The organism is Neorhizobium populisoli (genome assembly GCF_019430945.1).
Classification (GTDB): domain Bacteria; phylum Pseudomonadota; class Alphaproteobacteria; order Rhizobiales; family Rhizobiaceae; genus Neorhizobium; species Neorhizobium populisoli.
Genome location: NZ_JAHYCB010000003.1, coordinates 211,220 through 234,042, shown reverse-complemented (window position 1 = coordinate 234,042; position 22,823 = coordinate 211,220). Strand labels below are relative to the sequence as shown.

The following is a 22,823-nucleotide window of genomic DNA, read 5'->3' as shown; positions in this document are numbered from 1 at the left end:
CTGCCGCGGCCGCTTTGCTTCTATCATTGCCTGAACAGTGACAGGATATTCTGCGAGTCGTTGTTTGCGATAGACAGCGATTGCGTGGCCAGCTGTTGCTGGGTCTGCAGAGCCTTGAGACGGGTCGATGCCTCGTTCATTTCGGCATCCACCAGGCGGCCGATGCCGCGATCGATCGAATCCGTCAGTTTCGAAGCATAATCCTGCTGGATGCTGATGCGCATCGAGACGGAACCGAGCTTCGCCGCCGCACTCGTCATCTTCTCAAGCTGCTTGTCGGTAAAGTCGACGAGGAAGCCGATCAGCTGATTGTCCGTGACAAAGGTACCGAAACCCATGCCCAGGTTGAACGCGCCGCCCAGTTCGCGATAGTCATCGAGCCTGGTAAGGTCGAGCTCGGAAACGGAAACGCCGCCGACGACCGAAAGTGCGCCAGTGGCAAAGGCTCCCGTGCTGACCGCGTAGTCGTTCGCGACCGTCGAGAAAACCATCGGCACATAGCCGCCAGCCACTTCCTTGTAATAGGTGCCCTGCGAGCCGAGGGCATAATTGCCGTTGCTATCCGCACCCTGGTAGATATTGCCACCGAGGTCCTTGTATTGGTGATTGTAGGCGGAAAGGGCGATCGTATCGATATTTGCGAAGCGGTCCTGGCCTAGGGTGTCGGTTATCAGGCGCACACCCTTCAGGACGTTTGCGTCCAGAAGGCCGGCATCGCCGCCGGACAGGTCGAAGAGCACGTTGTTCTCGTTCAGCGATACGCTGATCGTCTTCACCGACACATTGCCCTTGGCATCGCGCGTGAAGGATCCGACGATCTGTTTGTTGACTTCGCTGGAGGCGTAGATATCGCCGGAGTTCGTGTCGAACCTGCCGCTGATATCCGCCTGCAACCAATTGTCGCCGGAGAAGGATGCGGATGCGGAAATGCTGCGCAGTTGACCTTGAAGCTGGGTGATTTCTTCCTGAATCTTGGTCTTGTCGACGCCCGGCTCAAGTGCTGCAACGAGCTTTTTCTTGATTTCCTGCACGACGTCGATGGAAGCTTCCATCCCGGCATAGGCAGAATCGACTTGGGCTGCACCCAGGCCAAGGGCGTCCTGAACGGCGCCGATCGCTCCATTGTCCGACCGCATCGTGGTGGCGATCGACCAGTAGGCGGAGTTGTCGGCAGCCTTGCCGATGCGCAGGCCGGTGGACACCTGCTGCTGCGTATCGGTTAACTGGCTGCTCAGGTAGCGAAGCGTTTGAAGCGCAGCCACGGCTGCCGCGTTTGTCAGAATACTTGACATTAGATCTCTCTAAGATTTTGAAATATAATGATTTTACGCGTGGAACTGATGGGTTAAGAGGTGATCTACCTTGGTTAATTCCAAGTTAATGGAACGACGTGAAATATATTGGTTGTTAAGGGTTTGGGCGTTCCGGAGGGCTCGATATCCCGGCGACGAGGTGCCGGGATACCGGATCGGCCGCGCTTGCCTTTCGTCAAATTAAGCCAGACGGCTTCGGCAGCTTCATGCCGAGGCTTTTTAACGCTGAATACGAATCACCGCCGTCAAATCCGGGCGCAAACCTCACGCGACTTGAATTTCCCGCCGTTTTGTGGTCTTGAAGCCGCCCATCAAAGAAAATTTGCAAAACACGCCGTCCCGCGTTGCCTGTCGGGACACTCCCAAGGATTTCCCGCATGGCCCGCTCCGCCCTTCTCAATGTCATGGTTCAGGCTGCCCTCAAGGCAGGCAAGTCGCTTTCACGCGATTTCGGCGAGGTGCAGAACCTGCAGGTTTCCGTGAAGGGACCGAGCGATTTCGTGTCGCAGGCCGATCTGAAGGCCGAAAAGATCGTCCATGACGAGCTGATGAAGGCTCGCCCGACCTATGGTTTCCTCGGTGAGGAAAGCGAAGAGGAAAAAGGCACCGACGGCGCGCATCGCTGGATCGTCGATCCGCTCGACGGCACGACCAACTTCCTGCACGGCATTCCGCAGTTTGCCGTCTCGATCGCGCTGGAGCGCAATGGCGAGATCGTAGCCGGGGTGATCTTCAATCCGGCGACCGACGAGTTGTTCACGGCCGAAAAGGGCGGCGGCGCCTTCATGAACGACCGCCGCATTCGCGTCGCCGCGCGCCGCGTGCTGTCCGATTGCGTCATCGGCGGTGGTGTTCCGCATCTCGGCCGCGGCAATCACGGCAAGTTCCTCGTCGAACTGCGCCATGTCATGGGCGAAGTCGCCGGCATTCGCCGCATGGGGGCCGCTGCGCTCGATCTTGCCTATGTAGCCGCCGGACGTTTCGATGGCTTCTGGGAAACCGACCTTTCGCCGTGGGACATGGCTGCCGGCATTCTGCTGATCCGGGAAGCGGGCGGTTTTGCCAGCGATATGAAGGGCACAACCGACATTTTCGGCAGCCGCAACATCGTTGCCGGCAACGAGCTGATTCAGAAGGCGCTCGTCGAAGTCGTAAACCGTCCGGTTCCGACGCGCTAAGGGCGGTACGCTTTACCGCGGCAAAGCGGCCACAGCAGTCGATAGCCGACTGTTTTCCCTTTGCTGCACACTTCAATTCGTCGCAATTTTACACTAGCCTCCGGCGCGGCAGAATACCGGAGGCAAAGGCATACCCATGGCGAATGCGAGAGTGGACGATCTGGCAGAATCCGAAACGCGCGGCGGCTATGCCCACAAGCTTTCGAACCCTGCGTCCTTCCTGTGGACGATGGTGATCTTCCTGATCATCGTCGGGTTCGTCGCCTCCATCCTTTATCGACAGGCGGCCCATGCCTTCCAGACCAATCCGGGCCTGAACGGCCTGATCCTCGGCGTTCTGGGCATCGGCATCATCCTCGTTTTCCTTCAGGTCATCAATCTTGTGCCGGAAGTGCGCTGGTTCAACTCGTTCCGCGCTGCCGGCAGTGCCGACAAAGTGGGCCGCGAGCCGAAGCTCCTGGCGCCGATGCGCACCCTGATCGGCAGCCGCCGACGCATGTCGCTGTCCACCGTTGCCTTCCGCTCCATCCTCGATTCGATCGGCACCCGGCTCGACGAATCGCGCGACACGTCGCGCTACCTGATCGGCCTTCTCGTCTTTCTCGGCCTGCTCGGCACGTTCTGGGGCCTGATTGAAACAATCGGCTCGATCAGTAACGTCATCGGCGCGCTCGACCCGAATTCCGGCAGCTCGAACGACGTTCTTGCGGCGATCAAGAGCGGTCTCGCCCAGCCGCTGGCCGGCATGGGCACGGCGTTCTCGTCTTCGCTGCTCGGTCTTTCCGGTTCGCTGATCCTCGGCTTCCTCGATCTGCAGGCCGGCCGTGCGCAAAACCGGTTCTATACCGAACTTGAGAACTGGCTTTCCTCGGTCACTGATGTCGGCTCCGACATGCCGGTCGCTGCGGCGGAGACGATCGCCAGCGGCTCTTCGGAAGATATCCGAGCCCTGACCGAACAGCTTCGCGCGCTGGCCGCCGCACAGGCGAAAGCGCCCGCCGGGGTGCCCGATGGCGCGTCCAACGACCGCTCGCTCGCCGCCATGGCCAATCTAGCGGAAGGCATTCAGGGTCTCGTCAAGAACATGCGCAACGAGCAGCAGATGCTGCGCGACTGGATCGAGGCGCAGCAAGAGGAATCCAAGGCGCTGCGCCGCACGCTCGACCGGTTGTCGGACAAGATTTCGGCCGACAAGATCGGAGGGAAGTAAGCGATGGCGCTCGCCAAGAACCGCCGTCGCGAGCGGGGTGTCGATTACTGGCCGGGCTTTGTGGACGCGCTTTCCACGCTGCTGCTCGCCATCATGTTCCTGCTGACGGTCTTCGTGCTGGCGCAGTTTCTGCTGTCCCGCGAAATTACCGGCCGCGACGAGGTCTTGAACCGGCTGAACAGCCAGATTGCCGAACTGACCGAGCTTCTGGCGCTGGAAAAGGGCAATGCCCAGGATTTCGAGGACCAGCTCGCCAATCTGCAATCGTCGCTCGCCACCGCTGAAGCGGACCGTTCGCGTCTTCAGCAGTTGTTGAACCAGGGCACGGGTAACAGCGATGCCGCTAATGCGCGGATCGGCGACCTAACCAATCAATTGGGCCAGCAGCAGCAGCTCAGCGCCCGCGCTGCAAGCCAGGTCGAATTGCTGAACCAGCAGATTGCAGCGCTTCGCGCCCAGATCGCCGCCATCGAGCAGGCGCTGCAGACCTCCGAGGCCAAGGATGCCTCCTCGCAGGCGCAGATCTCCGATCTCGGCCGTCGCCTCAACGTGGCGCTGGCGGCCCGTGTGCAGGAGCTCAACCGCTATCGCTCCGATTTCTTCGGCCGCTTGCGCGAGATTCTCTCGGATCGCGAAAACATCCGCATCGTCGGCGACCGTTTCGTCTTCCAGTCGGAAGTGCTTTTCCCGGTCGGAGGCAATGAGCTCGATCCGGCCGGCAAGGTAGAGATGGACAAGCTTGCCGCAGCCCTTCTCGACCTCGCCAAGGAAATCCCGGCGGAAATCAACTGGGTGCTGCGTGTCGACGGACATACGGACAATTCGCCGCTTTCCGGCACCGGCCGTTACCGCGACAATTGGGAGCTCTCATCGGCCCGTGCCACTTCGGTGGTCAAATACCTGATCTCCAGGGGCGTGCCGGCCAATCGCCTGGTCGCCGCCGGTTTCGGCGAATTCCAGCCGATCGCGCCGGGCGACACGCCGGATGCGAAATCGCAGAACCGCCGCATCGAACTGAAGCTGACCGAACGCTGATGGCCGAAGTAAAGCCGGATATGGCTGCGGTGTTGAAGGCTGTTGCCGAAAGCCCAAAGCGTGACAACAGTGCCTATCACAAGGCGATGGCGGAAGCGCGAGAAGCGTTCCAGGCCGCCGAGGCGGAGCTTGGCGGCCCGGTGACGGTGAAGACCAAGGCCAAGCTGAAGAGCAACGGCAAATATGTCGTGAAATGGGTTTTCGAACGGGCGGAGTGAACCGCCCTTCGAAACTCAGGCGCTTGCCGGCGCGATGCCGTGTGGCTCGGACGTGAAGCCTAGTCGTTCCAGCCCGCGGCGCACTTCCGGAGCGTTCATGAACAGTTTCCACAACAGGCCCGAGCGGTAGTTCTCGATCATCGAGATGATCGGTCCCTGGTCGATGGCAAGATAGGTATTGGCGATCCAGCCGGTTTTCGGCACGAAGGCATCGGCGAAACCGAAGCGGCCGAGCAGTTTGCCGTCCTGATAATCGAGCATGGCGCGCAGGCCGCTTTCGGCCTCGACAGGCAGGAACGGGAAGCTGGAGAGGGCAGCGGTCGGGGCGATGACGCCCTTGTCGAAGGTCGGCGAATGGGCGCCGTAACCTTCCTGGCCGTCGGAGGCAGTCAAGCCCCAGACGCCGGCAGCGCGATATTCCGGCACGGCCGCGCAATAATCATGGTTGATATGCGTATGAGCCACGGATTGCGCGAAATAATCGGTGCAATAACGGTCGCTCAGCCCGCGCGGGTCGATGGCGCAGAAAGAATATTGCGTCAGGAACAGCGGGCCGCCATAGGGCTCGCCGAGCGGCAGGACGGTGCCGAGATAGGTATTGCCGTTCACCATCTCGCCCGAGCGCGCCCAGCCCTTGTGATAGTTTTCCGGCTTGATCGGGTGGGTCTCGGAACCGGCTGCCAGAACGTAAACAGATAGTGCCTCGTTCCAGCCGCGGATCGGCAGGTTCATGATCCAGTCGTGGTCCGGGCTCCAGTGCCAGAACAGCGCATCGTCCTCATCGCGTGTGTACCAGCTCCATTCGACCGCGGCGAACAGGCGGTTGATACAGGTGCGAAGTTTTTCTTCCTGCTGTTCTTCTGCGGCGAAATATTCCCGTGCGCTGATCAGGCCCTGCATGAGGTATGTCGTCTCAACTAGATCGCCGCCATTGTCCTTTTCGGAGAAATGCATGGCGGCACCGGTGTCGCCGTCGATGAAATGGGCGAAGGCGCCGTGAAAACGGGGGGAGTGTTCCAGATGCTCCAGCATCGTCGTGAGCCGCTCCAGCGCGGCCTCACGGCTGATCCAGCCTCGCTCCGTGGCAACAACGATCCCCATGATGCCAAAACCGACACCGCTGACCGAGACGATATTAGGAGACGGGTCGCCATTGGCAAAGCATTTATCGAAGGCCAGACCGCTTTCCGGATGCGCGCCCTCCCAGAAGAATCGAAACGTCTGCGACTGGACCTTGTCGAGGCAGTCATCGAGGGAGGCGGGCGGCGCGACGGTAACATTCATGGGCACTGGCTTCTCGAAGTCTTCAGGTTGGCTTCCAACACGTAGGCACATCGAGCGCGGTATTCACGCCCCGACCGGCCGGGACATGAACACATCGACGTGACGATCAGAGTGCCGATGCGCTCTGATGCTCGATATCATGAAATTGCAGCCGGGCAAGCTTGGCATAGAGCCCGCCCTGGGCGACGAGGCTCTGATGCGTGCCTTCTTCGACCACCTTGCCGGCTTCCAGCACGAGAATGCGATCCGCTTTCAGCACGGTGGCGAGCCGGTGGGCGATGACCAGGGTCGTGCGGTTCTGCATCAAGCCATCCAATGCCTTCTGCACCAGCGTTTCGCTTTCCGCATCCAGCGCCGAGGTGGCTTCGTCGAGCAGAAGGACCGGCGCGTCCTTCAGGATGGCGCGGGCGATCGCGATGCGCTGGCGCTGGCCGCCGGACAGCGTGATGCCGCGTTCACCGGCCAGCGTGTCGTATCCCTGGTCGAGTTTCGAGATGAACTCGTCGGCCTGAGCGGCAACCGCCGCGGCGCGCACGGCTTCGCGCGTGGCATCCGGCATTCCGAAGGCGATGTTGTCGTGGATCGAGGCGGCGAAGATCGTCACGTCCTGCGGGACGATGGCAAGGCGCGAACGGAAATCGTCAAGCCGGGCCTGTCGAAGATCGACGCCGTCGAGTTTTATGGTGCCGGCGGATGGATCGTAAAAACGCATCAGCAGCGAGAAGATGGTGCTTTTGCCGGCGCCGGACGGGCCGACGATGGCGACCGTTTCTCCGGATTTCACCTTGAAGGACAGCGAATTCAGCGTGATGGCGCTGACCCGGGCGGGATAGGCGAAGGAGACTTGTTCAAACTCGACTTCGCCGCGCGGTGGAGCGGGCAGCGCGACGGGCGTTTCCGAATCGCGGATGGCCGGCACTTCCTGCAGCAGTTCGCTCAGGCGCTCAGCAGCACCTCCGGCAGCGGAAAGCTCGCCCCAGACTTCGGAAAGCTGGCCGAGGGAACTCGCGACGATGACCGAATATAGCACGAACTGGCCGAGTATACCGGCCGTCATCGTGCCGGACAGCACGCTCTGCGCGCCATACCACAACACGCCGACGATCGAGCCGAAGATCAGCAGGATGCCGAAGCCGGTCAGCAGGGCGCGGGCCTTGATGGAGGCGCGAGCGGCGCCATAGGCGTTTTCCACCGTGCCGCCGTAACGGCTGCTGGCAATGGTTTCGGCGCTGAAGGCCTGCACCGTACGGGTGGCGCCGATGGTCTCCGACGCGAAGGCGGAGCTTTGGGCCAGCATATCCTGCGCGTTGCGAGAGCGCTTGCGCACCGAACGGCCGAAGCCCACGAGCGGGAAAACGATCAGCGGAATGGCGCCGAGCACCAGGGCCGAGAGCTTCGGGCTGGTATAGATCATCATGCCCATCGCGCCGAGACAGAGGATGGTGTTGCGCAGCGCCTGTGAGGCTGCGGAACCGAAGGCAGACTTGATCTGCGTCGTATCGGCGGTCAGGCGCGAAACGATCTCGCCGGACTGATTGACGTCATAAAAAGAGGGCGACAGCCGGGTGATATGCGAAAATACTTCACGGCGAAGATCCGCCACGACGCGTTCGCCGATGGTGATGACATAGTAGTAGCGCATGGCGCTGGCGACAGCGAGAAGCGTCGCGAGCACCAAGAGCATGCCGAAATAGTTGTTGATGAAATGCCCGTCAGCGGAGGCGAAACCGTGGTCCACCATGCGGCGCACGGCGAGCGGCAGGGCCAGCGTGGTGGCAGCGGCCAGCACCAGGAAAAAGGTTGCGAGCCCGACCATGCGCCGGTATCGCGAGAGATAGGGGAGGAGTCGTCCGAGCGGCCTTAGCGCCTTGCCTCGTGCCTTGGTTTCTGCGGGCTGGGTATGGGAGGCGTCGGACAATTTTCCCTCGGATTTCATGCTGCTTCTGGGGCGCTTTTCACAGCGCGCGGGTACTTGTAACTCCGGCCACCTTCCTGTATAGGCTCCGCATCCAATTGGGAAGCCGTGGCCGGGCAGGTCTGCGGCTTCATTTATTAAAGAGGTTTCTCGCTCGCAATTGCGACAAATGGACCTCGCAGAGCAGGAACATCGACATGAAGGCTGGCATCCATCCCGACTACCACACGATCAAGGTCGTCATGACCGACGGCACCGAATACGAAACCCGCTCGACTTGGGGTTCGGAAGGCGCCACCATGAACCTCGAAATCGACCCCAAGTCCCACCCGGCTTGGACCGGCGGCAACCAGCAGATGCTGGACCGCGGCGGTCGCGTTTCCAAGTTCAACAAGCGCTTCGGCGGCCTCGGCCTCTAATCCGCTTCTGGACAGATTTATAAAAAGCCTGGCGAAAGCTGGGCTTTTTTGCGTTTGGGCTTTGTCCAACGAAATGGGCGGCCGTTGAATTTGTGCGAATTATACGTATAATTTGGATATGTCGCGATGGAGTGGTGTCATGGCAAGGGTGAGCTCACTTGAATTCCAGCGCCGGTTCGGCGAGGTCCAGCATCAGGCGCAGCGGGAACCGGTGGAGATAACTAGACATGGCCGAAGGGAATTCGTGCTGATGTCAGCGGACCAGTATGATTGGCTGAGGGCTGCTGCTCAGCGGTCGCATGCGACAGGCAGCGCGCTGGATATCGTTGTCGACGCGGTAGAGCGCGCTGAGATAGATCCGGAACATGCATCACTCGACGAGCTTTTGAAGTAATTATCGTCAATGGCGCTTCCCGACCCGAAGCCCGGAATGGTTATTCGCTACGACTATGTCTGGGCGCATGATGAGGCTGCGAGGAGAAACCAAGGCAAAGATCGGCCCGCCTGTCTCGTTGCGGCAAGCGATAGTTTTGCCCGCCCGCGTTATGTCGTCCTGCTGCCCATCACCCACAGCCCGCCTTCCGTAAACACGATTGGAATTGAAATCCCCGCCAGGGTGAAGGCGTTTCTCGGTCTCGACGATCAGCCGAGCTGGATAATCGTCTCGGAGCACAATATCGACGAGTGGCCAAATGGTGGTTTGACGCCTGTGCCCGGCGGCGGCGGCGAGTTCAGCTACGGCTTCATTCCACCCGGACTTTTCTCCATCGTCAGGGTGAAATTCCTGGAATTGGCGAGAGCAGGAAAAAGTGCCGGCATCAAGCGTGATTAGGTCACCTGATTTCGCTAAGCACAAAACGAAAAAGGCAGGCGCGAGGCCTGCCTTTTAAAAATCTAAAAATCTGGATACCGACAGCTTCGATCAGCCGCCGAAAGCGGTCTGCAGCAGGTTCTGCTGGGCGCGAACGCTGTTTTCGTTGTCCGAGACGACGGTCGGATCGGACGGACGGTAGATTTCGCGATCGAGAAGCGCAACGCGGTTCTGCAGGCGCAGCGAGCGCTCGACCAGATCACGGAAGCCTTCCGGCAGGTCCAGCCAGCCCGGCGCGTTGCGGTCGACGTTGAAACCGTCGAGGCGGACCTTGTTCTTTTCGGAGAGAACCTGTTCGCGGCTCATCTCGCCATTGTTGACGGCGCGCTGCAGGAGAAGCCAGGAAGCCATCTGCATGAGGCGGGTGGTCAGTCGCATCGACTCGGCGGCGTAAAGCACCGATGCCATGCGCGGCAGAACCTTGGAGGCGGCGCGACCCGGACCGTCGAGATAACCCGCGGTTTCTTCCACAAGCGCCATGCCTTCAGAGTACAGCGCCTTGAACTGCGAAGAGGCAGCGGCGCGGCCGGCAAAACTGACAGTGTTCAATCCCTGTTCGGACATCGAGGTCATCCTGCTAACGCAATCACATTCAGGCAATGATGCCGGCGACTAAAAGTTCCCCGGCCGTTCTCTTTGACCTGAAGATGATACTTATAATGGAAATCCGCAAGACGTTTCTTAAGGAAAGGTTAATACCCACAAGAAGCGGTAAACGCGGGTCAACTTCCTGAAATGGGACGTATTTCCGGACTTGCCAATACACCGCCTATGGCCGGAAGGCGAGAGCTGCCGTTACGTCAGCTCACGGTGTAGTGAAGGGAAAATTACCGAAATCCAGCGGTTTTAAAAAAGAAGAGCCGCGGGAAGGCGGCTCTCAAGGTAAAACAGGGAGAAATCAGACCATTCGCCGAACGGTGAAACTGTCTGAGTCCAGGAGGCCTGGACGGTTTTATATTCTCTATTAATGATTAATATTCCGTTAAAGATGAGAAGAAATACTTCAGTGCCTCCCGGAAATTCTTGAGGGTTTGCGGGCGCAGCGTCTATGATCTGCGTATGCGTAAAAACGATGTGATCCATCGCTGGACGCGGATGCGGTCTCGATCAGGATTTGAAAATGCTGTCGGCAGCACGACGGCCGGCCGCTTTCCGGTCTTTTTCGGCGCCGAGACGCTCGATTTCGCTCCTCAGCAAAGTGATTCGCGCGTCGAGTTCGTCAACGGAGAGCATCGAGAGATCCGAGCCGATCTCGTGGGCGGTCGGCTTTTTCGGGCGGTCGTCGTCAAGGAATGTCATGGCGCGTCCTTCCGAGCCTGGCCTTCCGGGTTCGCCTTGGCGCGCGGATCGAGCGACAGGCTTTCCGGCGTTGCAAGCTGCGAGGGCGAGCTCGGAGCCGTCTGGTAGGAGCCGCGCTCTTCCACCGGCACCGGCGCGCGCATGCGGCTGCGGATGATGGCATAGGCAGTGATGAGGGTATGCGCCACGGCGGTGACCATGAACAGCGCATAAGGGCCGGCCCAGGTCATGACGGGGCCGCCGAGCGAGGGGCCGATGATCGTGCCGATGCCGTAAAGCAGGAGCAGGCCGCCCGACACTTTCACGAAATCTTCCGGCGCGGCGAAGTCGTTGGCGTGTGCGACCGCGATCGGATAGAGCGCGTTGGCCGCGGCTCCGTAGACCGCCACCAGCGCGACGATCCAATAGACATGCGTGGGCTGGATGATGACGACGGCAAGGCCGGCAAGAGCCGCCGCGGCGGAAAGCGCGGCCAGCACATGGCGGCGGTCCATGCGATCGGAAAGCCGGCCGGCGGGGAATTGCATGATGGCGCCGGCGAAGATGGTGATCGAGACCATTGCCGCAACTGCGCCGTGATCGAGCCCGGCGCGGGTGCCGAAGACGGCGCCGAGCGTACCGTATGCGCCGTTGGCGACGCCGATCAGCAGGATGCCGATGCAGGAGATCGGCGAATTGCGGAAGAGGGCGGGGATATCCAGACGCGCGCGTTTCAGCGGCTGCGGCGAGGCGGCCTTGGAAAGCGTCGTCGGCAGTGCGGCGATGCAATAGAGGATGCCGCAGACCATGAAGAGGATCGGCGTGTTGATATCGGCGAAAGGCACCATCAGCTGTCCGCCGACGACGCCGAACAGCGTGATCGAAATGTAGAACGAGAAGATCGTGCCACGGCTTTCCGGCGTGGCGCGCTCATTCAGCCAGCTTTCGATGATCATCGAGGTGCCGGCGGTGCAGAAGCCGGTGATGGCGCGCAAGAGCAGCCAGGCTTCCTGGTTGACGATGATGCCGGTCAGAAGCACGTTCAGGCAGATCAGCGACAGGAAACCGGAAAAGGCGCGCACATGACCGATGCGGCGTACGACGTTCGGCGCCACGAAACAGCCGATCACGAAGCCGGAGGCCCAGGTGGTGCCGAGGAAGCCGAGCACCTCGTTCGAATAACCTTCCTGCGAGCCGCGCACCGGCAGAAGCAGGCTTTGCAGGCCGTTTCCGAGAAACAGGAAAAGCGTACCGCAAAGAAGGGCAAGAACCGGGAGGAGGTTGCGTCTCATCTGTCTACTGTCAGCTCTTATGCGCGCGTCTGGAGGGGTTCACATGCAAGCATTGTTGCATGCGGATGAACCGAGCGTTAACGAAAGCGAAGTGGATCATGACTTCCCCGAATCCCCTCACAGCTATCTGTGGTGGAGGGGAAAAATGTCCAGCCTGTGGCGGTTCGCGAAAGAACAACCTGATGACGAAAACAATCTCGGTTCTGCTGATCCTGGCGATGGTGATCCAGATCATCAAGCCGCTCGGACTGCCTGGACTGAGGCGCCGCGGGGATTTTTGGAAGCTCGCCTTGTTCGCTTTCGCGATCTGGAGCGTGGCGCTGATCCTGCGCGAGTTTACGACGCTCTAAAGCGTATCGCGCTTTAGATTTTTGTTTGTCGCATGTCGTCGTCGCAAAACCGCTGCACACTTTTGCGCGACATGCTTAGACCTCAATCGATCCGCGCATGACCGAAATGCAGCGACCGGTGATCCGCACGTCGGTAACCTTGCCGGCCGTCTTGACCACATCAAGCTGGATCACGCTGCGACGGCCCATCTCGACGCCCTGTTCGATGGTGATCGCCACCTTTGCACCGGCCTCCGCAATATTGGTCACGAGGAAGGCACCGAGTGCCGCCGACGCGCTGCCGGTGGCCGGGTCCTCGATGACATTGTCGAGCGGCGCAAACATGCGGGCGCGGATGCGCCAAGGGTCTGCGGCATCGCGAACGTAGAGGAAGAGCGAAAAATCGCCACGCGTCGCAGGGTGTCTCGCCGCTGCTTCGTGGAAGATGGAGATATTCGGCCGGGCTGCCGCCAGCGCCTCCAGATTTTCCAGTTCGGCGATCGCGAAGAGCAGGCCGACGGATGCGAAGACGGGGTTATGCCCCGCTGTGCGGATCGCAGTCACATCGATCGAGGCGCAGCGGGCGACCAGATCCGGGTCCACCTTTTCGCCGGTCTCAAGCGGGCGAGGCGCCCGGATAGTCGCGCCAATGACAACGTCAGCCTCACGCAGAAGCTCGATCTTGACGAGACCGGCGATCTCCTCGAAGCGCAAGCTGTCTTCAACCGGCTTGCCGAAAAGCTCCGGCCGGCTGCCGAGTACGAAGGCGGTGCCGACATTCGGATGGCCCGCAAACGGGATTTCTGCGGTCGGCGTAAAGATGCGCACGCGGGCGCTGTTTGCCGGATCCTCCGGCGGCAATATGAAGGTGCTTTCCGCATAGCCGAATTCCGCTGCGATCTTCTGCATATCTTCGGTGCTCAGCCCGCGGGCATCGGGCACGACGGCCAGCGGATTGCCGGCAAAACGCTCCGAGGTGAAGACATCGACGGTGACGAAATCGGCTGTTGGCATGGGACAACTCTAAGGACGGTGGATGGCGGGATTTAAACGTTTCGCGGCTTTCGCGACCAGCGAATGTTTTTGATCGTCTCCATCAGCAAAACGAAAGTGCCGGTTCAGGCCAGACCGTGCTCCTGCATCGCCTTGTCCTCGTCGCCGGTGATATAGGCAAAAATCCGCGGTTCGCCGTCGGCGATGGTGACGAAGTAGAAGTTGGTGAAACGCACGTTGCCGCCTTTGCCGGCCTTGTTGACATAGGCAAAGTCCCAGCCGATTTCGGCCAGTGCGTGGAGGTCGTTGAGGACGGTGATCTTGATGCCGGTAATGTCCATCCGCTTGCCGCCGCATTGCCGGTAGCGGGCAAAACCTTGCGGGATGACTTCGCGAAAAGTCGCGTCATTGGCTCCACCGAACACAGCCTTGGGCGTCGAGCCGACGAAATAGGATGCGAAGAACGAGGCCACGAGCGTGGCATGCACTGATGTCTCATCCTTCAGGGCATCGTTGCTGAGACGGCCATAGTCATCGAAGAGCTGCCGAACCCTGGCTTCCAAATCCGTCATCGCTCCACCTCCATCGCCGAATGAACGCGAGACCGGTTGGTTCGGTTCACGCCGATGTTACAGCCGCGCGAAGGACCGTGGAAAAACGAAAAGGCCGCTCCGGTGGAGCGGCCTTCTTCCTCCTCTGAAAAGGCGACGGTTTGCGCGCCTTTTCGGAATATCAGGACTTGTTGACGCTGGCAGCGTAGATCTGATCGATCGTCTTGGCCAAGCTCGCGTCGAAGTCCGCATCGCTCATGGAGACCTGCAGGTTTTCCGCCAGGGCGCGCGAGAAGCTCGCGATCATCCCGTGGTTATGGCTAAGCTTTTCGCAGGCGTCGACAGTGCTGTAGCCGCCGGAAAGGGCAACCACGCGGATGACCGACTTGTGGGCGACCAGCGGCGCGTAAAGATCGGCAACCGTCGGGATCGTCAGCTTGAGCATGACGGTTTCGCCGGCGGGAAGCTTGTCGAGTTCTGCCGCGATTTCATCGCGAAGAATGGTTTCGGCCTCCGCCTTGGTCGGGCTCTTGATCAGAACTTCCGGCTCGATGATCGGCATCAGGCCCTGAGCGATGATCTGGCGCGCAACTTCGAACTGCTGCTTGACGACGGCTGCGATACCGGTCTTGTCGGCATGGGCGATCACCGAGCGCATCTTGGTGCCGAAAATTCCCTTTTCGCGGCCGCGGATCAGCAGTGCATCGAGATCGGGCATCGGCTTCAGCGTCTGAGCGCCGTTTTCCTCGGCATTCAGGCCCTTGTCGACCTTGAGGAAGGGCACGACGCCACGCTTTTCCCAGAGGAAGGACGGAACGGCCTCGCCATCGACGTCGCCATCCATGGTGCGTTCGAACAGGATCGCGCCGATGACCTTGTCGCCCGTGAAAGCCGGTGCGCTCATGATGCGGACGCGCATGGCGTGGATCAGGCGGAACATTTCCTCGTCGCCGCTGTAGTCGGACTCGGACACGCCATAGAGGCGCAACGCTCCAGGTGTTGAACCACCGCTCTGGTCCAGCGCCGCGATAAATCCGGGCGCGGAACTCATCTTGTTCAACATCTTCGCGTCCACCATTCTACACTCCTGTTCCCTAAAGTTGGCGCGAAACGCGCACACATCCCAAAGCTGCCATCCGCGGATAACAGAAGTCGTTTTAAAGTGAAATGCACCCCTAAGCTACTGAAACGATTGAATTCATTTCAATCGTTTAAAATATCTAAATATTTTAAAATCAGTGAATAACGAAGTGCGCCGCTCTATATGCAACATATTTCGTTGCAGGCGTATGACTGACAGGCGACCGACATAACCGATCAATAGCCCGCTTCTTTCTGGTGGCGGATGGCCAGCAGGCTAATTGTCTCTGCATCAACCCGGTAGAGAACAATGTAACCGCTATCCCCGAATTTGACGAGCCATTCTCTGTATCCCTCCTCCATGTTTTCTGCGTGCCGGCCGATATGCGGCTGCTCGGCAAGGATCTTAACGCCGGTGCGGATGGCGTGGATAGCGCGCTTTGCAGAATCGGGATTTTTAGGGGACAGAAATCGGTAAAGGCGCTGGACGTCCCGGAGGGCGGCAGGTGTCCAGATTAGCCGTGGCATGCGGGCATATCCGCATCTTCGCCCGCTTCGAGCTTGGCTAGCCAGGCATCGACTTCGTCGAGCGTCAGATGCATGCCGCTGCGCTGGTATTCATCCCAGGCATCTCGCGCCTGCTGACGAAACGCTTCGCGCTTTTCTTCCCGCTCGACATATTCGGCAATTGCTTCCCGCATGACCCAGTGTGAACTCCGGCGGCGCGCTTGCGCAAGCTGCTGGACGCGTTCTTTCAGATCGTCATCGAGCTTGATGGAGGTTGGCGTCGCCATCGTGCCGGCCTTTAGTCGAAGGTAATACCTATCGCTACCTTAGCGTATCGAATGCGTATTGTCGATGCGCCGATAGCAGACGACGCATCGACAAGATGAAGTCAGGCCGTCTTCGAAAGCACCGAAACGCCCGGCAGTTCCTTGCCTTCCATCCATTCGAGGAAGGCGCCGCCGGCCGTCGAGACGTAGGAAAAGTCGTCGGCCACGCCGGCGTGGTTCAGCGCGGCTACCGTATCGCCGCCGCCCGCGACGGAGGTGAGCTTGCCGGCCTTGGTCTCGGCCGCTGCGTGCTTGGCGGCCGCGACGGTTGCGGCGTCGAACGGGCTGATTTCGAAAGCGCCGAGCGGGCCGTTCCAGACGAGCGTGGAAGCCTTGGAAATCCATTCGTTGACGGCTTCGATCGACTTCGGACCGACGTCGAGGACCATGGCGTCGGCGGGGATCGCGTCGATGGCAACGACTTCATTGGCGGCACCCGCCTTGAACTCGCGGGCGATGACGCCGTCGACCGGCAGCACGATGGTGCAGTTGGAAGCCTTTGCCTCAGTCATGATCGCCTTGGCGGTCTCGGCCAGATCGTGCTCACAAAGCGACTTGCCGACATCGATGCCCTGTGCGGCAATGAAGGTGTTCGCCATGCCGCCGCCGATGACGAGAGCGTCGACCTTCTTCACAAGGTTCTGCAAGAGGTCGATCTTCGAGGATACCTTGGCGCCGCCGACGATGGCGACGACCGGGCGGCTCGGATTGCCGAGGCCCTTTTCCAGGGCTTCCAGCTCTTCCTGCATGGTGCGGCCGGCATAGGCCGGCAGGTGGTGGGCAAGGCCTTCCGTGGAGGAATGGGCGCGGTGGGCGGCGGAGAAGGCGTCGTTGACGAAAAGATCGCCGTTCCTGGCGAGCGCTTCGGTGAAGGCCGCGTCGTTCTTTTCTTCAGCCTTGTGGAAACGGGTGTTTTCCAGAAGCAGGATTTCGCCGTTCTTCATGGCCGAGACGGCCTGTTCGGCATCCGGGCCGATGCAATCGGTGGCGAATAGGATTTTCTGGCCGAGCACTTCGTTGACGGCCGAGAGGATTTGCGACAGCGACAGGTCCGCGGACGGGCCATCCTTCGGGCGGCCGAAATGGGCAAGCAGGATGACCTTGGCGCCCTTCTTCGACAATTCGAGAATGGTCGGCGCGACGCGTTCGATGCGGGTCTTGTCCGTTACCTTGCCATCCGCAACAGGGACGTTGAGATCGACGCGGACGAGTACGCGCTTGCCTGCGATGTCGGTGAGATCGTCGAGTGTCTTGAAGGCCGGCATATCCTGATCATCCTCTTATATAGAAATTCGCGCGGACCATACTATGCCAGCCTCCTGACGCAAGCGGATATCGGGCTGCAAAAATTCTTGGTCCTAAGCTGCGGGTGGCGGCGTTGCGCGCCGATCCGGCACCGTCTTGCCGCGGTATTTGCGGATCAGGTCGCGGATACGATGGGCGATTTCCCGCATGTTGATGAAGATCGGCAGGTTGGTTGTGGGTTCGACCGGTTCCAGCGAAATGCCGATCGAGCGGATATGCTCCTCCTGGTCGTCCAGTTCGCGGACGATCAGGATGATCGAGCCGAAACGCATGCGATCGGCATATTCGACCCGGCCGCCAAGGCGTGAGGTGATCAGGTCACCGACCGTCATATTCTGCTCGTTGGCGGAGAGCAGGCCGGGGCCATAGGCTGCATCGAGCTCCTTGGCCGGACGGTTCGGCGAAATTGCGAAGGCGCCGAAAAACTCCGCGTCGTCTTCGTCAACCGGCACCTGGCTTGCGAAAATGCGGTCGAGCAGTTTCGAATAGGCGGGCGAGATGAACAGGTAGATCTGGTCGTTTTCCTTCAGCCGTCCGGCATATTGGTAGCGCATGCTGCGGCCGTCGCGGATGACGAGCGAGGGCATCGCCCAGCGCGGAATGCGCTCACCCTTCAGGATCGGGCTGTCCTTCATGACGCGGTAGGAGATCAGCTCGTGATGAGCGGTGCCGGGCAGGTCAAGTTCCACCTTGTCCACGGCACCCATGCGCGGCGGAATGATCAGGCCAAGCCAGTCGGCGACCGGCTTGATGGTCCAGCCCTGAACGAGCAGTGAGACCAGCACGATGATGAAGGTCGTATTGAAATAGACCGAGCCGTTTTCGACGCCGGAGAGGATCGGCATGATGGCAAGCAGGATGGAGACGGCGCCGCGCAGGCCGACCCAGGCGAGGAAGCCGGTTTCCTGCTGGGTGAAATCGAAGGGCAAGAGGCTCAGCCACACCGCGACCGGGCGGGCGACGAAGATCAGGAAAAGTGCAAGCCCGACGGCGGGCAGCAGGAGGCTCGGGAACTGCGAAGGGGTGGCGAGCAGGCCGAGCACCAGGAACATGATGATCTGCGCCAGCCAGGTCAGCCCCTCGTTGAAACGGACGATCTGCTGCTTGGCAAACATCTTGCGATTGCCGGACACCATGCCGGCGACATAGACCGCCAAAAAGCCGCTGCCACCGATCGCGCCGGTAAAGGCGAAGACGAGAAGCGCCAGGGTCAGCACGAAGATCGGCGCCAGGCCGCGGTCGGAGGTGAAGCGGTTCAGCACCCAGACGATCATGAAGCCGCCGCCCAGGCCGCAAAGGACGCCAAGCCCCATTTCCTCCAGGAAAAGTACGAGGAAATGCACGTCGAGGCCGGAAAATCCCTGGCCGGTGGCCAGCAGTTCCGCCAGCGCGACGGTGAGGAAGATCGCCATCGGATCGTTGGTGCCGGATTCGACCTCCAGCGTCGAGCGCACCTTGTCACGAATGTTGATGCCGCCGATGCGCAACAGGAAAAACACCGCCGCCGCATCCGTCGAGGCGACGATCGAGCCGAGCAGCAGCCCTTCCAGCAGCGAGAATTTCAGGAACAGCGAGGCGGCAAGTGCAAACAGGCCGGTGGTCAAAAGGACGCCGACGGATGCCAGCGCGATCGACGGGGCCGCGGCGATGCGGAACGAATGCATCGGCGTCATGAAGCCGGAATCGAACAGCACGATGGCCAGCGCCACCGAACCCAGCATGAAGGTGAAGGAATAGTTTTCAAACGCGATGCCGAGGCCGTCAACACCGGCGAGCAGGCCGATCGACAGGAAGACGAGAAGGAGGGGGGCGCCGAAGCGGAAAGCGAGCAGGCTCGACAGGGCGGCGACCAGCACCAGCACCGTGCCGACCAGCAGGATGATATAGAACGCCTCCACCGACTAAATCCCCTTCCTTCTGCACCTCACTCGATATGGGTTCCTCATCCGCAGCCCCGAAACAGGAACTGTGCCACACCGCAACGCGGCCAGCTAAGACGAGGCTTTGAGTACCCGGCAGGACACCAGGCGATTCGATGCAACCATTTGAATAGGGAAGAGCAATTCCGGCAAGAGCAGGGCGGCCAAGAAAAAAGACGGATTCATGCCTTGGTGCAGATGGCTTTTCAAATATCGGAGAGCCCACACGAATGCGGAACCTCAGTTTAGTTTAGGTATGGTGGCTCCGCATTCGCGTGGCCTTCGGCGTCTTTTCGGGACTTCCGGCCCCTACAGGTGATTGCCTCGCCTTCTCTGCACGCAAGGTTCCCTTAGCGCTTGCACGGCTCAAACCGAACCCAACCCGGCGGCCAGGGGGACGCTTGATAGGAACACACATCCTTTCAGACATGCGCTCCATGGCTTTCACCTCTTCCACCTTTCCCGCACGTTACGGTTCCGATGAAAGCGCCGGCCTCCGCCTGCCCGCGAACGTCTCGCGAAACACTCCGGCGACGGAAGCAGGGGGATTGTAGGCATGGGTTTGATGGGTGGGGAAATTTGGAGGCGATTTTTTCCAAATGAGCAAAATCCGCCACCAACCTTGGGCAGCTTTACGTCAATTGCGGTCATGTGTTAAGCCTTCTAGGTGTCTGCCCGAACCTCATCCGCGATCCAGTTCCGGAATGCGGTGACCTTTGGGTGTTGACCGTTCCCGGTTCGGTAAACGAGGTCGTAGCCCCATTCGACATCCAGCTTGGACTTTGGGAACAGCGCAATGAGACGCCCTTCGGCAAGGTCTTCGGCCACCAGTACGCTCCGCCCGAGCGCGACGCCTTCGCCTCGAATAGCCGCTTCGATGGACATGCTACCGTGGCTGTAGCCTGGACCGCGTGTCTTTGAATAGGATAGTCCAACCGACGTGAACCACCGCTCCCAGGTCGCGGTCATGCCGATCTCGTGAATGAGCTGGCATTTATCGAGGTCAGCCGGATCGGTGAGCCCACCGACCTGTGTCAGATAAAATGGGGCACATACCGGCGACACCGTCTCGTTCATGATGCGCTCGGCCGTCGCTGCAGGATAAACGCCCGCTCCATAGCGAAGAGCAACATCGACCTGGCTCTTTGTGAAGTCCACTGCGATGTCCGTGACTTCCAGATGCACATCAAGATCCGGGTATCGCGCCATCAGCCTATGAAGACGGGGTGTCAGCCACTTGCTGGCAAAAGAGACACCGGAGCTGACGACGAGGCGCGTTGTATCGCTGCGGCTTCGGATGGAATCCGCCTCGCGGGCAAGTTCGGACAGAAGCCTCGTCACAATGCCGAACAAGGAGCTTCCTTCTTCGGTCAATTCGATCTTTCGGGTCAGCCGACGAAAGAGCGGAACCCCAAGATGCACTTCCAGCGTCTTGATCTGCCGGCTGACAGCCCCATGCGTCAGATGCAGTTCTTCGGCCGCTCCTGTCATGGATAGACGCCGCGCAGTCGCCTCGAAGGCGCGAAGGGTTTGCAAGGGAAGTTGGTCGGGCATAGCACCTACGCGTGAACAGAGATCACGCATCCTGTGAAGAACAATCGTTTGTCAGCAGATAACGAGCAGAGCATATGAATGACAGATTTGCACGCTTCTTCCAACGATTGAACCAGCTATATGACCCAAACCGTCGCCACCAACTTCAAGACGTCTGCGTCCACGAGAAGCATTGCTGCGATGGTCCTGCTCGCCGTCATGTGGGGGCTTTCGATCCCGATCACCAAGCTCGGCCTGGAAACGGTCCCGCCGTTAATGTTCACCGCCATGCGATTTCTCGTCGCGGTTCCCATATTGCTCATCCTGGCAACGGGACGTCTTCGGGTGCCGCTTCGGGCGGTTCCGAGCATCGTCGCTCTCGGGGTGATGGGCATCACGCTCGGCAATGTCGCCCAGTCATACGGGGTGCAAGGAACGTCGGCCTCCGTCGGCACCATCGTATCGGCGACCATTCCAATCTTCATCGTGATTTTTGCCGCAGTGCGCCTTGGCTAATCTGTGGCAGGCAGACATTGGGTCGGCCTCGTCGCGGCTTTCGGGGGCATCGCCTTGGTGGCAATCGGTAGCGGATCGGGCGTCGATGACCTATCGAAGACAACGGTGACAGGGGTCGCCTGGATGCTGGTTTCGGCGGTCGCAATCGCCTTCTACTACATCTGGAGCGCTGAGCTGACGGAGAAGTACGGCACGTTACCAGTTGCGGCTTGGAACGCGCTGGCAGGCCTCATCGCGATCTTGCCTCTAGCGGCTGTCGAGATGGCTGACACGCCCTACCAGATCACTGTTCAAGCCCTTTGGACGGCGATCTATCTTGGCGTCATGGTGACTGTCGCTGGCCTTCTGCTGTGGCTCTACATTCTCCGCGCCGTTCCGGCCCGCGTTGCTGCAAGCGTCCAATATCTTCAGCCAGTCTTCGGGATCACCGCTGCCTCGCTCATGTTCGGGGATCGGCTTGGTGGCTTGTTTATTGCAGGCGTGATCGTGATTCTGGTTGGCCTGGCTCTCGCCGTCTCGAACAAGCGGGTTGTCCCTGAGGAAGTGGTCACGCACGAGTAGCCCCAGTTCCCCACCGCTCTGTTATTCCAGGAGCGGATTGGCCTGCCCCTCGGGGCGGGCCTTTTTATGCAACGGCCGCAAAGGGTCGAAAATCGCCATTCGGCGGCGGATCTGTACCTCATAGGCAGACCTCGGATCGTCTTCGCAAACGCTATGGCCGTGTCCGACATGCGGTTGGAGAAGCCGCATTCGTTGTCTTACCAGGAGAGGATACGCACGAAATTGCCTTCCATGGCCTTGGCCTGGTCGATCGCGAAGATCGAGGAGTCGTGGTTGAAGCCGCGGGAGGCCAGCAGCTCGTCGGCATAGCCGAGGATACCCTTCAGGTGCGGTAGGACGAGGCCGTTCGGGCGGCCGCTGATGGTCGGTGATCTTTCGGGCCAAACCGATAATCGCGGTCACGATGCCGGCCGGAATTCGACCTTGGAGCCCAATGCCTCCAGCTGATCGCGCAGCCGGCGCAACTGGATGTGCGAGCCGCTTCCGGCCGTGAACTCGCCTGCGGCCGCAAGCGCCAGGGCCTGTTTCAGGGGAAGCCCCAGCGCCTTGCTGACGACCTGCACCACCTGCAACTTGTTCTGACCGGGATCGGTCACGATGAGATGGCCGTCTTCGTAGTCTTTCAAATCGTAAGTGGCGCCCAGGGTTTCCCGGAGGTTTTCGCTCTCGGCTTCGGCGCGGGCGATCTGCACTTCGTGCCAGAACGGGTTGGAAATGTCGGTTTCCGCTTCCAGCGCTGCCGAAAACCGTTCGCTGTTATCTTCCACGTGCTGCAGGGCGGACAGTATTTCGGCAAACCGCGAAAGGTTCGGGGCGATCGGTGTTGCATCCCATCGCCCTGCACCATGCGGTGCGTAATAGACCGGATAGCCGCTGTCCCGGTCGCCGGCGTCTATGATAAAGGGATCGTCAAGCGCGTTGAGGGCGATGACATACCATCCGGGCTGCCAGGCGCCGGTTGTCTGCGCCACTAGGCTCTTGCCCGTGACGCCATGGCTGCGGAAGCCGATCTGCAGGGCATCGAAGCCTTCGGGGTCGGGATAGAAGGCCGGCAGCATCGCCTCGCCGACGATCAGGCGGGCGGCAAGGAATTCTCCGACCAGTGGGGAAAAACGTTCGCTGAAGTTTTCTGGAGCGGATGACGCCATCGGGACTGCTGCTCTCATTCGTATAAGGGGCGGACGTTAGAG

Annotated in this window: 26 protein-coding genes and 1 pseudogene; 10 read left to right on the top strand and 17 right to left on the bottom strand. The window is 60.2% G+C overall.

Going from position 1 to position 22,823, the window contains the following annotated elements:
- Window positions 1-23: 23 nt before the first annotated feature.
- The gene (locus KX729_RS09005; protein WP_219742104.1) at window positions 24-1,292 is read right to left on the bottom strand and encodes a flagellin N-terminal helical domain-containing protein; all 1,269 of its coding nucleotides are present in this window, start codon (window positions 1,290-1,292) and stop codon (window positions 24-26) included.
- Between the two features lie 196 nt (window positions 1,293-1,488).
- The gene (locus KX729_RS09000) at window positions 1,489-1,692 is read right to left on the bottom strand and encodes a hypothetical protein (RefSeq protein ID WP_219742103.1); all 204 of its coding nucleotides are present in this window, start codon (window positions 1,690-1,692) and stop codon (window positions 1,489-1,491) included.
- Between KX729_RS09000 and KX729_RS08995 the strand changes: the two genes are divergently transcribed.
- From KX729_RS08995 to KX729_RS08980, 4 genes are all read left to right on the top strand, one after another.
- The gene (locus KX729_RS08995; protein WP_219742102.1) at window positions 1,691-2,491 is read left to right on the top strand and encodes an inositol monophosphatase family protein; all 801 of its coding nucleotides are present in this window, start codon (window positions 1,691-1,693) and stop codon (window positions 2,489-2,491) included. The two genes, KX729_RS09000 and KX729_RS08995, sit on opposite strands and share 2 nt — an antisense overlap.
- A gap of 136 nt (window positions 2,492-2,627) precedes the next feature.
- Window positions 2,628-3,701 (top strand): flagellar motor protein MotA, encoded by a 1,074-nt coding sequence (locus tag KX729_RS08990; protein ID WP_219742101.1) that lies wholly within the window; start codon window positions 2,628-2,630, stop codon window positions 3,699-3,701.
- Between the two features lie 3 nt (window positions 3,702-3,704).
- On the top strand, window positions 3,705-4,736 hold the full coding sequence (locus tag KX729_RS08985) for a peptidoglycan -binding protein (RefSeq protein WP_219742100.1): 1,032 nt from the start codon (window positions 3,705-3,707) through the stop codon (window positions 4,734-4,736).
- On the top strand, window positions 4,736-4,954 hold the full coding sequence (locus tag KX729_RS08980; RefSeq protein ID WP_219742099.1) for a hypothetical protein: 219 nt from the start codon (window positions 4,736-4,738) through the stop codon (window positions 4,952-4,954). Before KX729_RS08985 ends, KX729_RS08980 begins: the two co-directional genes overlap by 1 nt.
- A gap of 15 nt (window positions 4,955-4,969) precedes the next feature.
- On the opposite strand, the gene KX729_RS08975 is transcribed toward KX729_RS08980, so the two are convergent.
- A complete protein-coding gene (locus KX729_RS08975) occupies window positions 4,970-6,238 on the bottom strand; it encodes a glucoamylase family protein (RefSeq protein ID WP_219742098.1) in 1,269 nt (422 codons plus the stop codon).
- A gap of 106 nt (window positions 6,239-6,344) precedes the next feature.
- Window positions 6,345-8,174: an ABC transporter transmembrane domain-containing protein gene (locus tag KX729_RS08970; protein WP_219742097.1), complete on the bottom strand. Its 1,830-nt coding sequence runs from the start codon at window positions 8,172-8,174 to the stop codon at window positions 6,345-6,347.
- A gap of 176 nt (window positions 8,175-8,350) precedes the next feature.
- On the opposite strand from KX729_RS08970, the gene rpmE reads away from it, so the two are divergent.
- The 3 genes from rpmE (at window position 8,351) to KX729_RS08955 (ending at window position 9,404) form a co-directional block, all read left to right on the top strand.
- A complete protein-coding gene (gene rpmE, locus KX729_RS08965; protein ID WP_219742096.1) occupies window positions 8,351-8,572 on the top strand; it encodes a 50S ribosomal protein L31 in 222 nt (73 codons plus the stop codon).
- A 139-nt stretch (window positions 8,573-8,711) separates the two neighbouring features.
- Window positions 8,712-8,966: a type II toxin-antitoxin system prevent-host-death family antitoxin gene (locus tag KX729_RS08960; protein WP_219742095.1), complete on the top strand. Its 255-nt coding sequence runs from the start codon at window positions 8,712-8,714 to the stop codon at window positions 8,964-8,966.
- A 36-nt stretch (window positions 8,967-9,002) separates the two neighbouring features.
- Window positions 9,003-9,404: a hypothetical protein gene (locus KX729_RS08955; RefSeq protein WP_246617489.1), complete on the top strand. Its 402-nt coding sequence runs from the start codon at window positions 9,003-9,005 to the stop codon at window positions 9,402-9,404.
- A gap of 90 nt (window positions 9,405-9,494) precedes the next feature.
- Here the strand turns inward: KX729_RS08955 and rcdA are convergent, their stop codons facing one another.
- The 3 genes from rcdA to KX729_RS08940 form a co-directional block, all read right to left on the bottom strand.
- Window positions 9,495-10,007, bottom strand: a complete 513-nt coding sequence (gene rcdA / locus KX729_RS08950) for a protease adaptor protein RcdA (protein WP_219742093.1) — start codon at window positions 10,005-10,007, stop codon at window positions 9,495-9,497.
- A gap of 543 nt (window positions 10,008-10,550) precedes the next feature.
- Window positions 10,551-10,742: a DUF1192 domain-containing protein gene (locus tag KX729_RS08945; protein WP_219742092.1), complete on the bottom strand. Its 192-nt coding sequence runs from the start codon at window positions 10,740-10,742 to the stop codon at window positions 10,551-10,553.
- On the bottom strand, window positions 10,739-12,013 hold the full coding sequence (locus KX729_RS08940) for an MFS transporter (RefSeq protein WP_219742091.1): 1,275 nt from the start codon (window positions 12,011-12,013) through the stop codon (window positions 10,739-10,741). The genes KX729_RS08945 and KX729_RS08940 overlap by 4 nt, the downstream gene beginning before the upstream one ends.
- 182 nt (window positions 12,014-12,195) lie before the next feature.
- On the opposite strand from KX729_RS08940, the gene KX729_RS08935 reads away from it, so the two are divergent.
- A complete protein-coding gene (locus KX729_RS08935) occupies window positions 12,196-12,363 on the top strand; it encodes a hypothetical protein (RefSeq protein ID WP_219742090.1) in 168 nt (55 codons plus the stop codon).
- A gap of 75 nt (window positions 12,364-12,438) precedes the next feature.
- On the opposite strand, the gene KX729_RS08930 is transcribed toward KX729_RS08935, so the two are convergent.
- The 8 genes from KX729_RS08930 to gcvA form a co-directional block, all read right to left on the bottom strand.
- Window positions 12,439-13,356: a PhzF family protein gene (locus tag KX729_RS08930; protein WP_219742089.1), complete on the bottom strand. Its 918-nt coding sequence runs from the start codon at window positions 13,354-13,356 to the stop codon at window positions 12,439-12,441.
- 104 nt (window positions 13,357-13,460) lie between these two features.
- Window positions 13,461-13,907, bottom strand: a complete 447-nt coding sequence (locus KX729_RS08925) for a hypothetical protein (protein WP_219742088.1) — start codon at window positions 13,905-13,907, stop codon at window positions 13,461-13,463.
- A 160-nt stretch (window positions 13,908-14,067) separates the two neighbouring features.
- Entirely contained in the window at window positions 14,068-14,964 is an 897-nt protein-coding gene (locus tag KX729_RS08920) for a fructose bisphosphate aldolase (protein ID WP_219742087.1), read from the bottom strand.
- Between the two features lie 239 nt (window positions 14,965-15,203).
- Window positions 15,204-15,494, bottom strand: coding sequence for a type II toxin-antitoxin system RelE/ParE family toxin (locus tag KX729_RS08915; RefSeq protein WP_219742086.1), 291 nt, complete (start codon window positions 15,492-15,494; stop codon window positions 15,204-15,206).
- On the bottom strand, window positions 15,482-15,760 hold the full coding sequence (locus tag KX729_RS08910; protein ID WP_219742085.1) for a CopG family ribbon-helix-helix protein: 279 nt from the start codon (window positions 15,758-15,760) through the stop codon (window positions 15,482-15,484). The genes KX729_RS08915 and KX729_RS08910 overlap by 13 nt, the downstream gene beginning before the upstream one ends.
- Before the next feature lie 101 nt (window positions 15,761-15,861).
- Window positions 15,862-17,064 carry a phosphoglycerate kinase gene (locus KX729_RS08905; protein WP_219742084.1) on the bottom strand — a complete coding sequence of 401 codons (1,203 nt, stop codon included), beginning with the start codon at window positions 17,062-17,064 and terminating at the stop codon, window positions 15,862-15,864.
- 93 nt (window positions 17,065-17,157) lie between these two features.
- Window positions 17,158-19,002 carry a potassium/proton antiporter gene (locus KX729_RS08900; RefSeq protein WP_219742083.1) on the bottom strand — a complete coding sequence of 615 codons (1,845 nt, stop codon included), beginning with the start codon at window positions 19,000-19,002 and terminating at the stop codon, window positions 17,158-17,160.
- Window positions 19,003-19,686: 684 nt separating this feature from the next.
- Window positions 19,687-20,577 carry a transcriptional regulator GcvA gene (gcvA, locus tag KX729_RS08895; RefSeq protein WP_219742522.1) on the bottom strand — a complete coding sequence of 297 codons (891 nt, stop codon included), beginning with the start codon at window positions 20,575-20,577 and terminating at the stop codon, window positions 19,687-19,689.
- Window positions 20,578-20,697: 120 nt separating this feature from the next.
- Between gcvA and KX729_RS34395 the strand changes: the two genes are divergently transcribed.
- Both KX729_RS34395 and KX729_RS34390 read left to right on the top strand, forming a co-directional pair.
- The gene (locus KX729_RS34395; protein WP_312990631.1) at window positions 20,698-21,072 is read left to right on the top strand and encodes an EamA family transporter; all 375 of its coding nucleotides are present in this window, start codon (window positions 20,698-20,700) and stop codon (window positions 21,070-21,072) included.
- A gap of 3 nt (window positions 21,073-21,075) precedes the next feature.
- Complete coding sequence (locus tag KX729_RS34390; protein WP_312990630.1) at window positions 21,076-21,633, top strand: DMT family transporter; 558 nt, start codon at window positions 21,076-21,078, stop codon at window positions 21,631-21,633.
- 134 nt (window positions 21,634-21,767) lie between these two features.
- Here the strand turns inward: KX729_RS34390 and KX729_RS08885 are convergent.
- Both KX729_RS08885 and KX729_RS08880 read right to left on the bottom strand, forming a co-directional pair.
- Window positions 21,768-21,959 (bottom strand): annotated as a pseudogene (locus tag KX729_RS08885) (erythrose-4-phosphate dehydrogenase); the annotation flags it as partial.
- A gap of 72 nt (window positions 21,960-22,031) precedes the next feature.
- Window positions 22,032-22,781 carry a hypothetical protein gene (locus KX729_RS08880; protein ID WP_219742082.1) on the bottom strand — a complete coding sequence of 250 codons (750 nt, stop codon included), beginning with the start codon at window positions 22,779-22,781 and terminating at the stop codon, window positions 22,032-22,034.
- Between the last annotated feature and the right edge of the window lie 42 nt (window positions 22,782-22,823).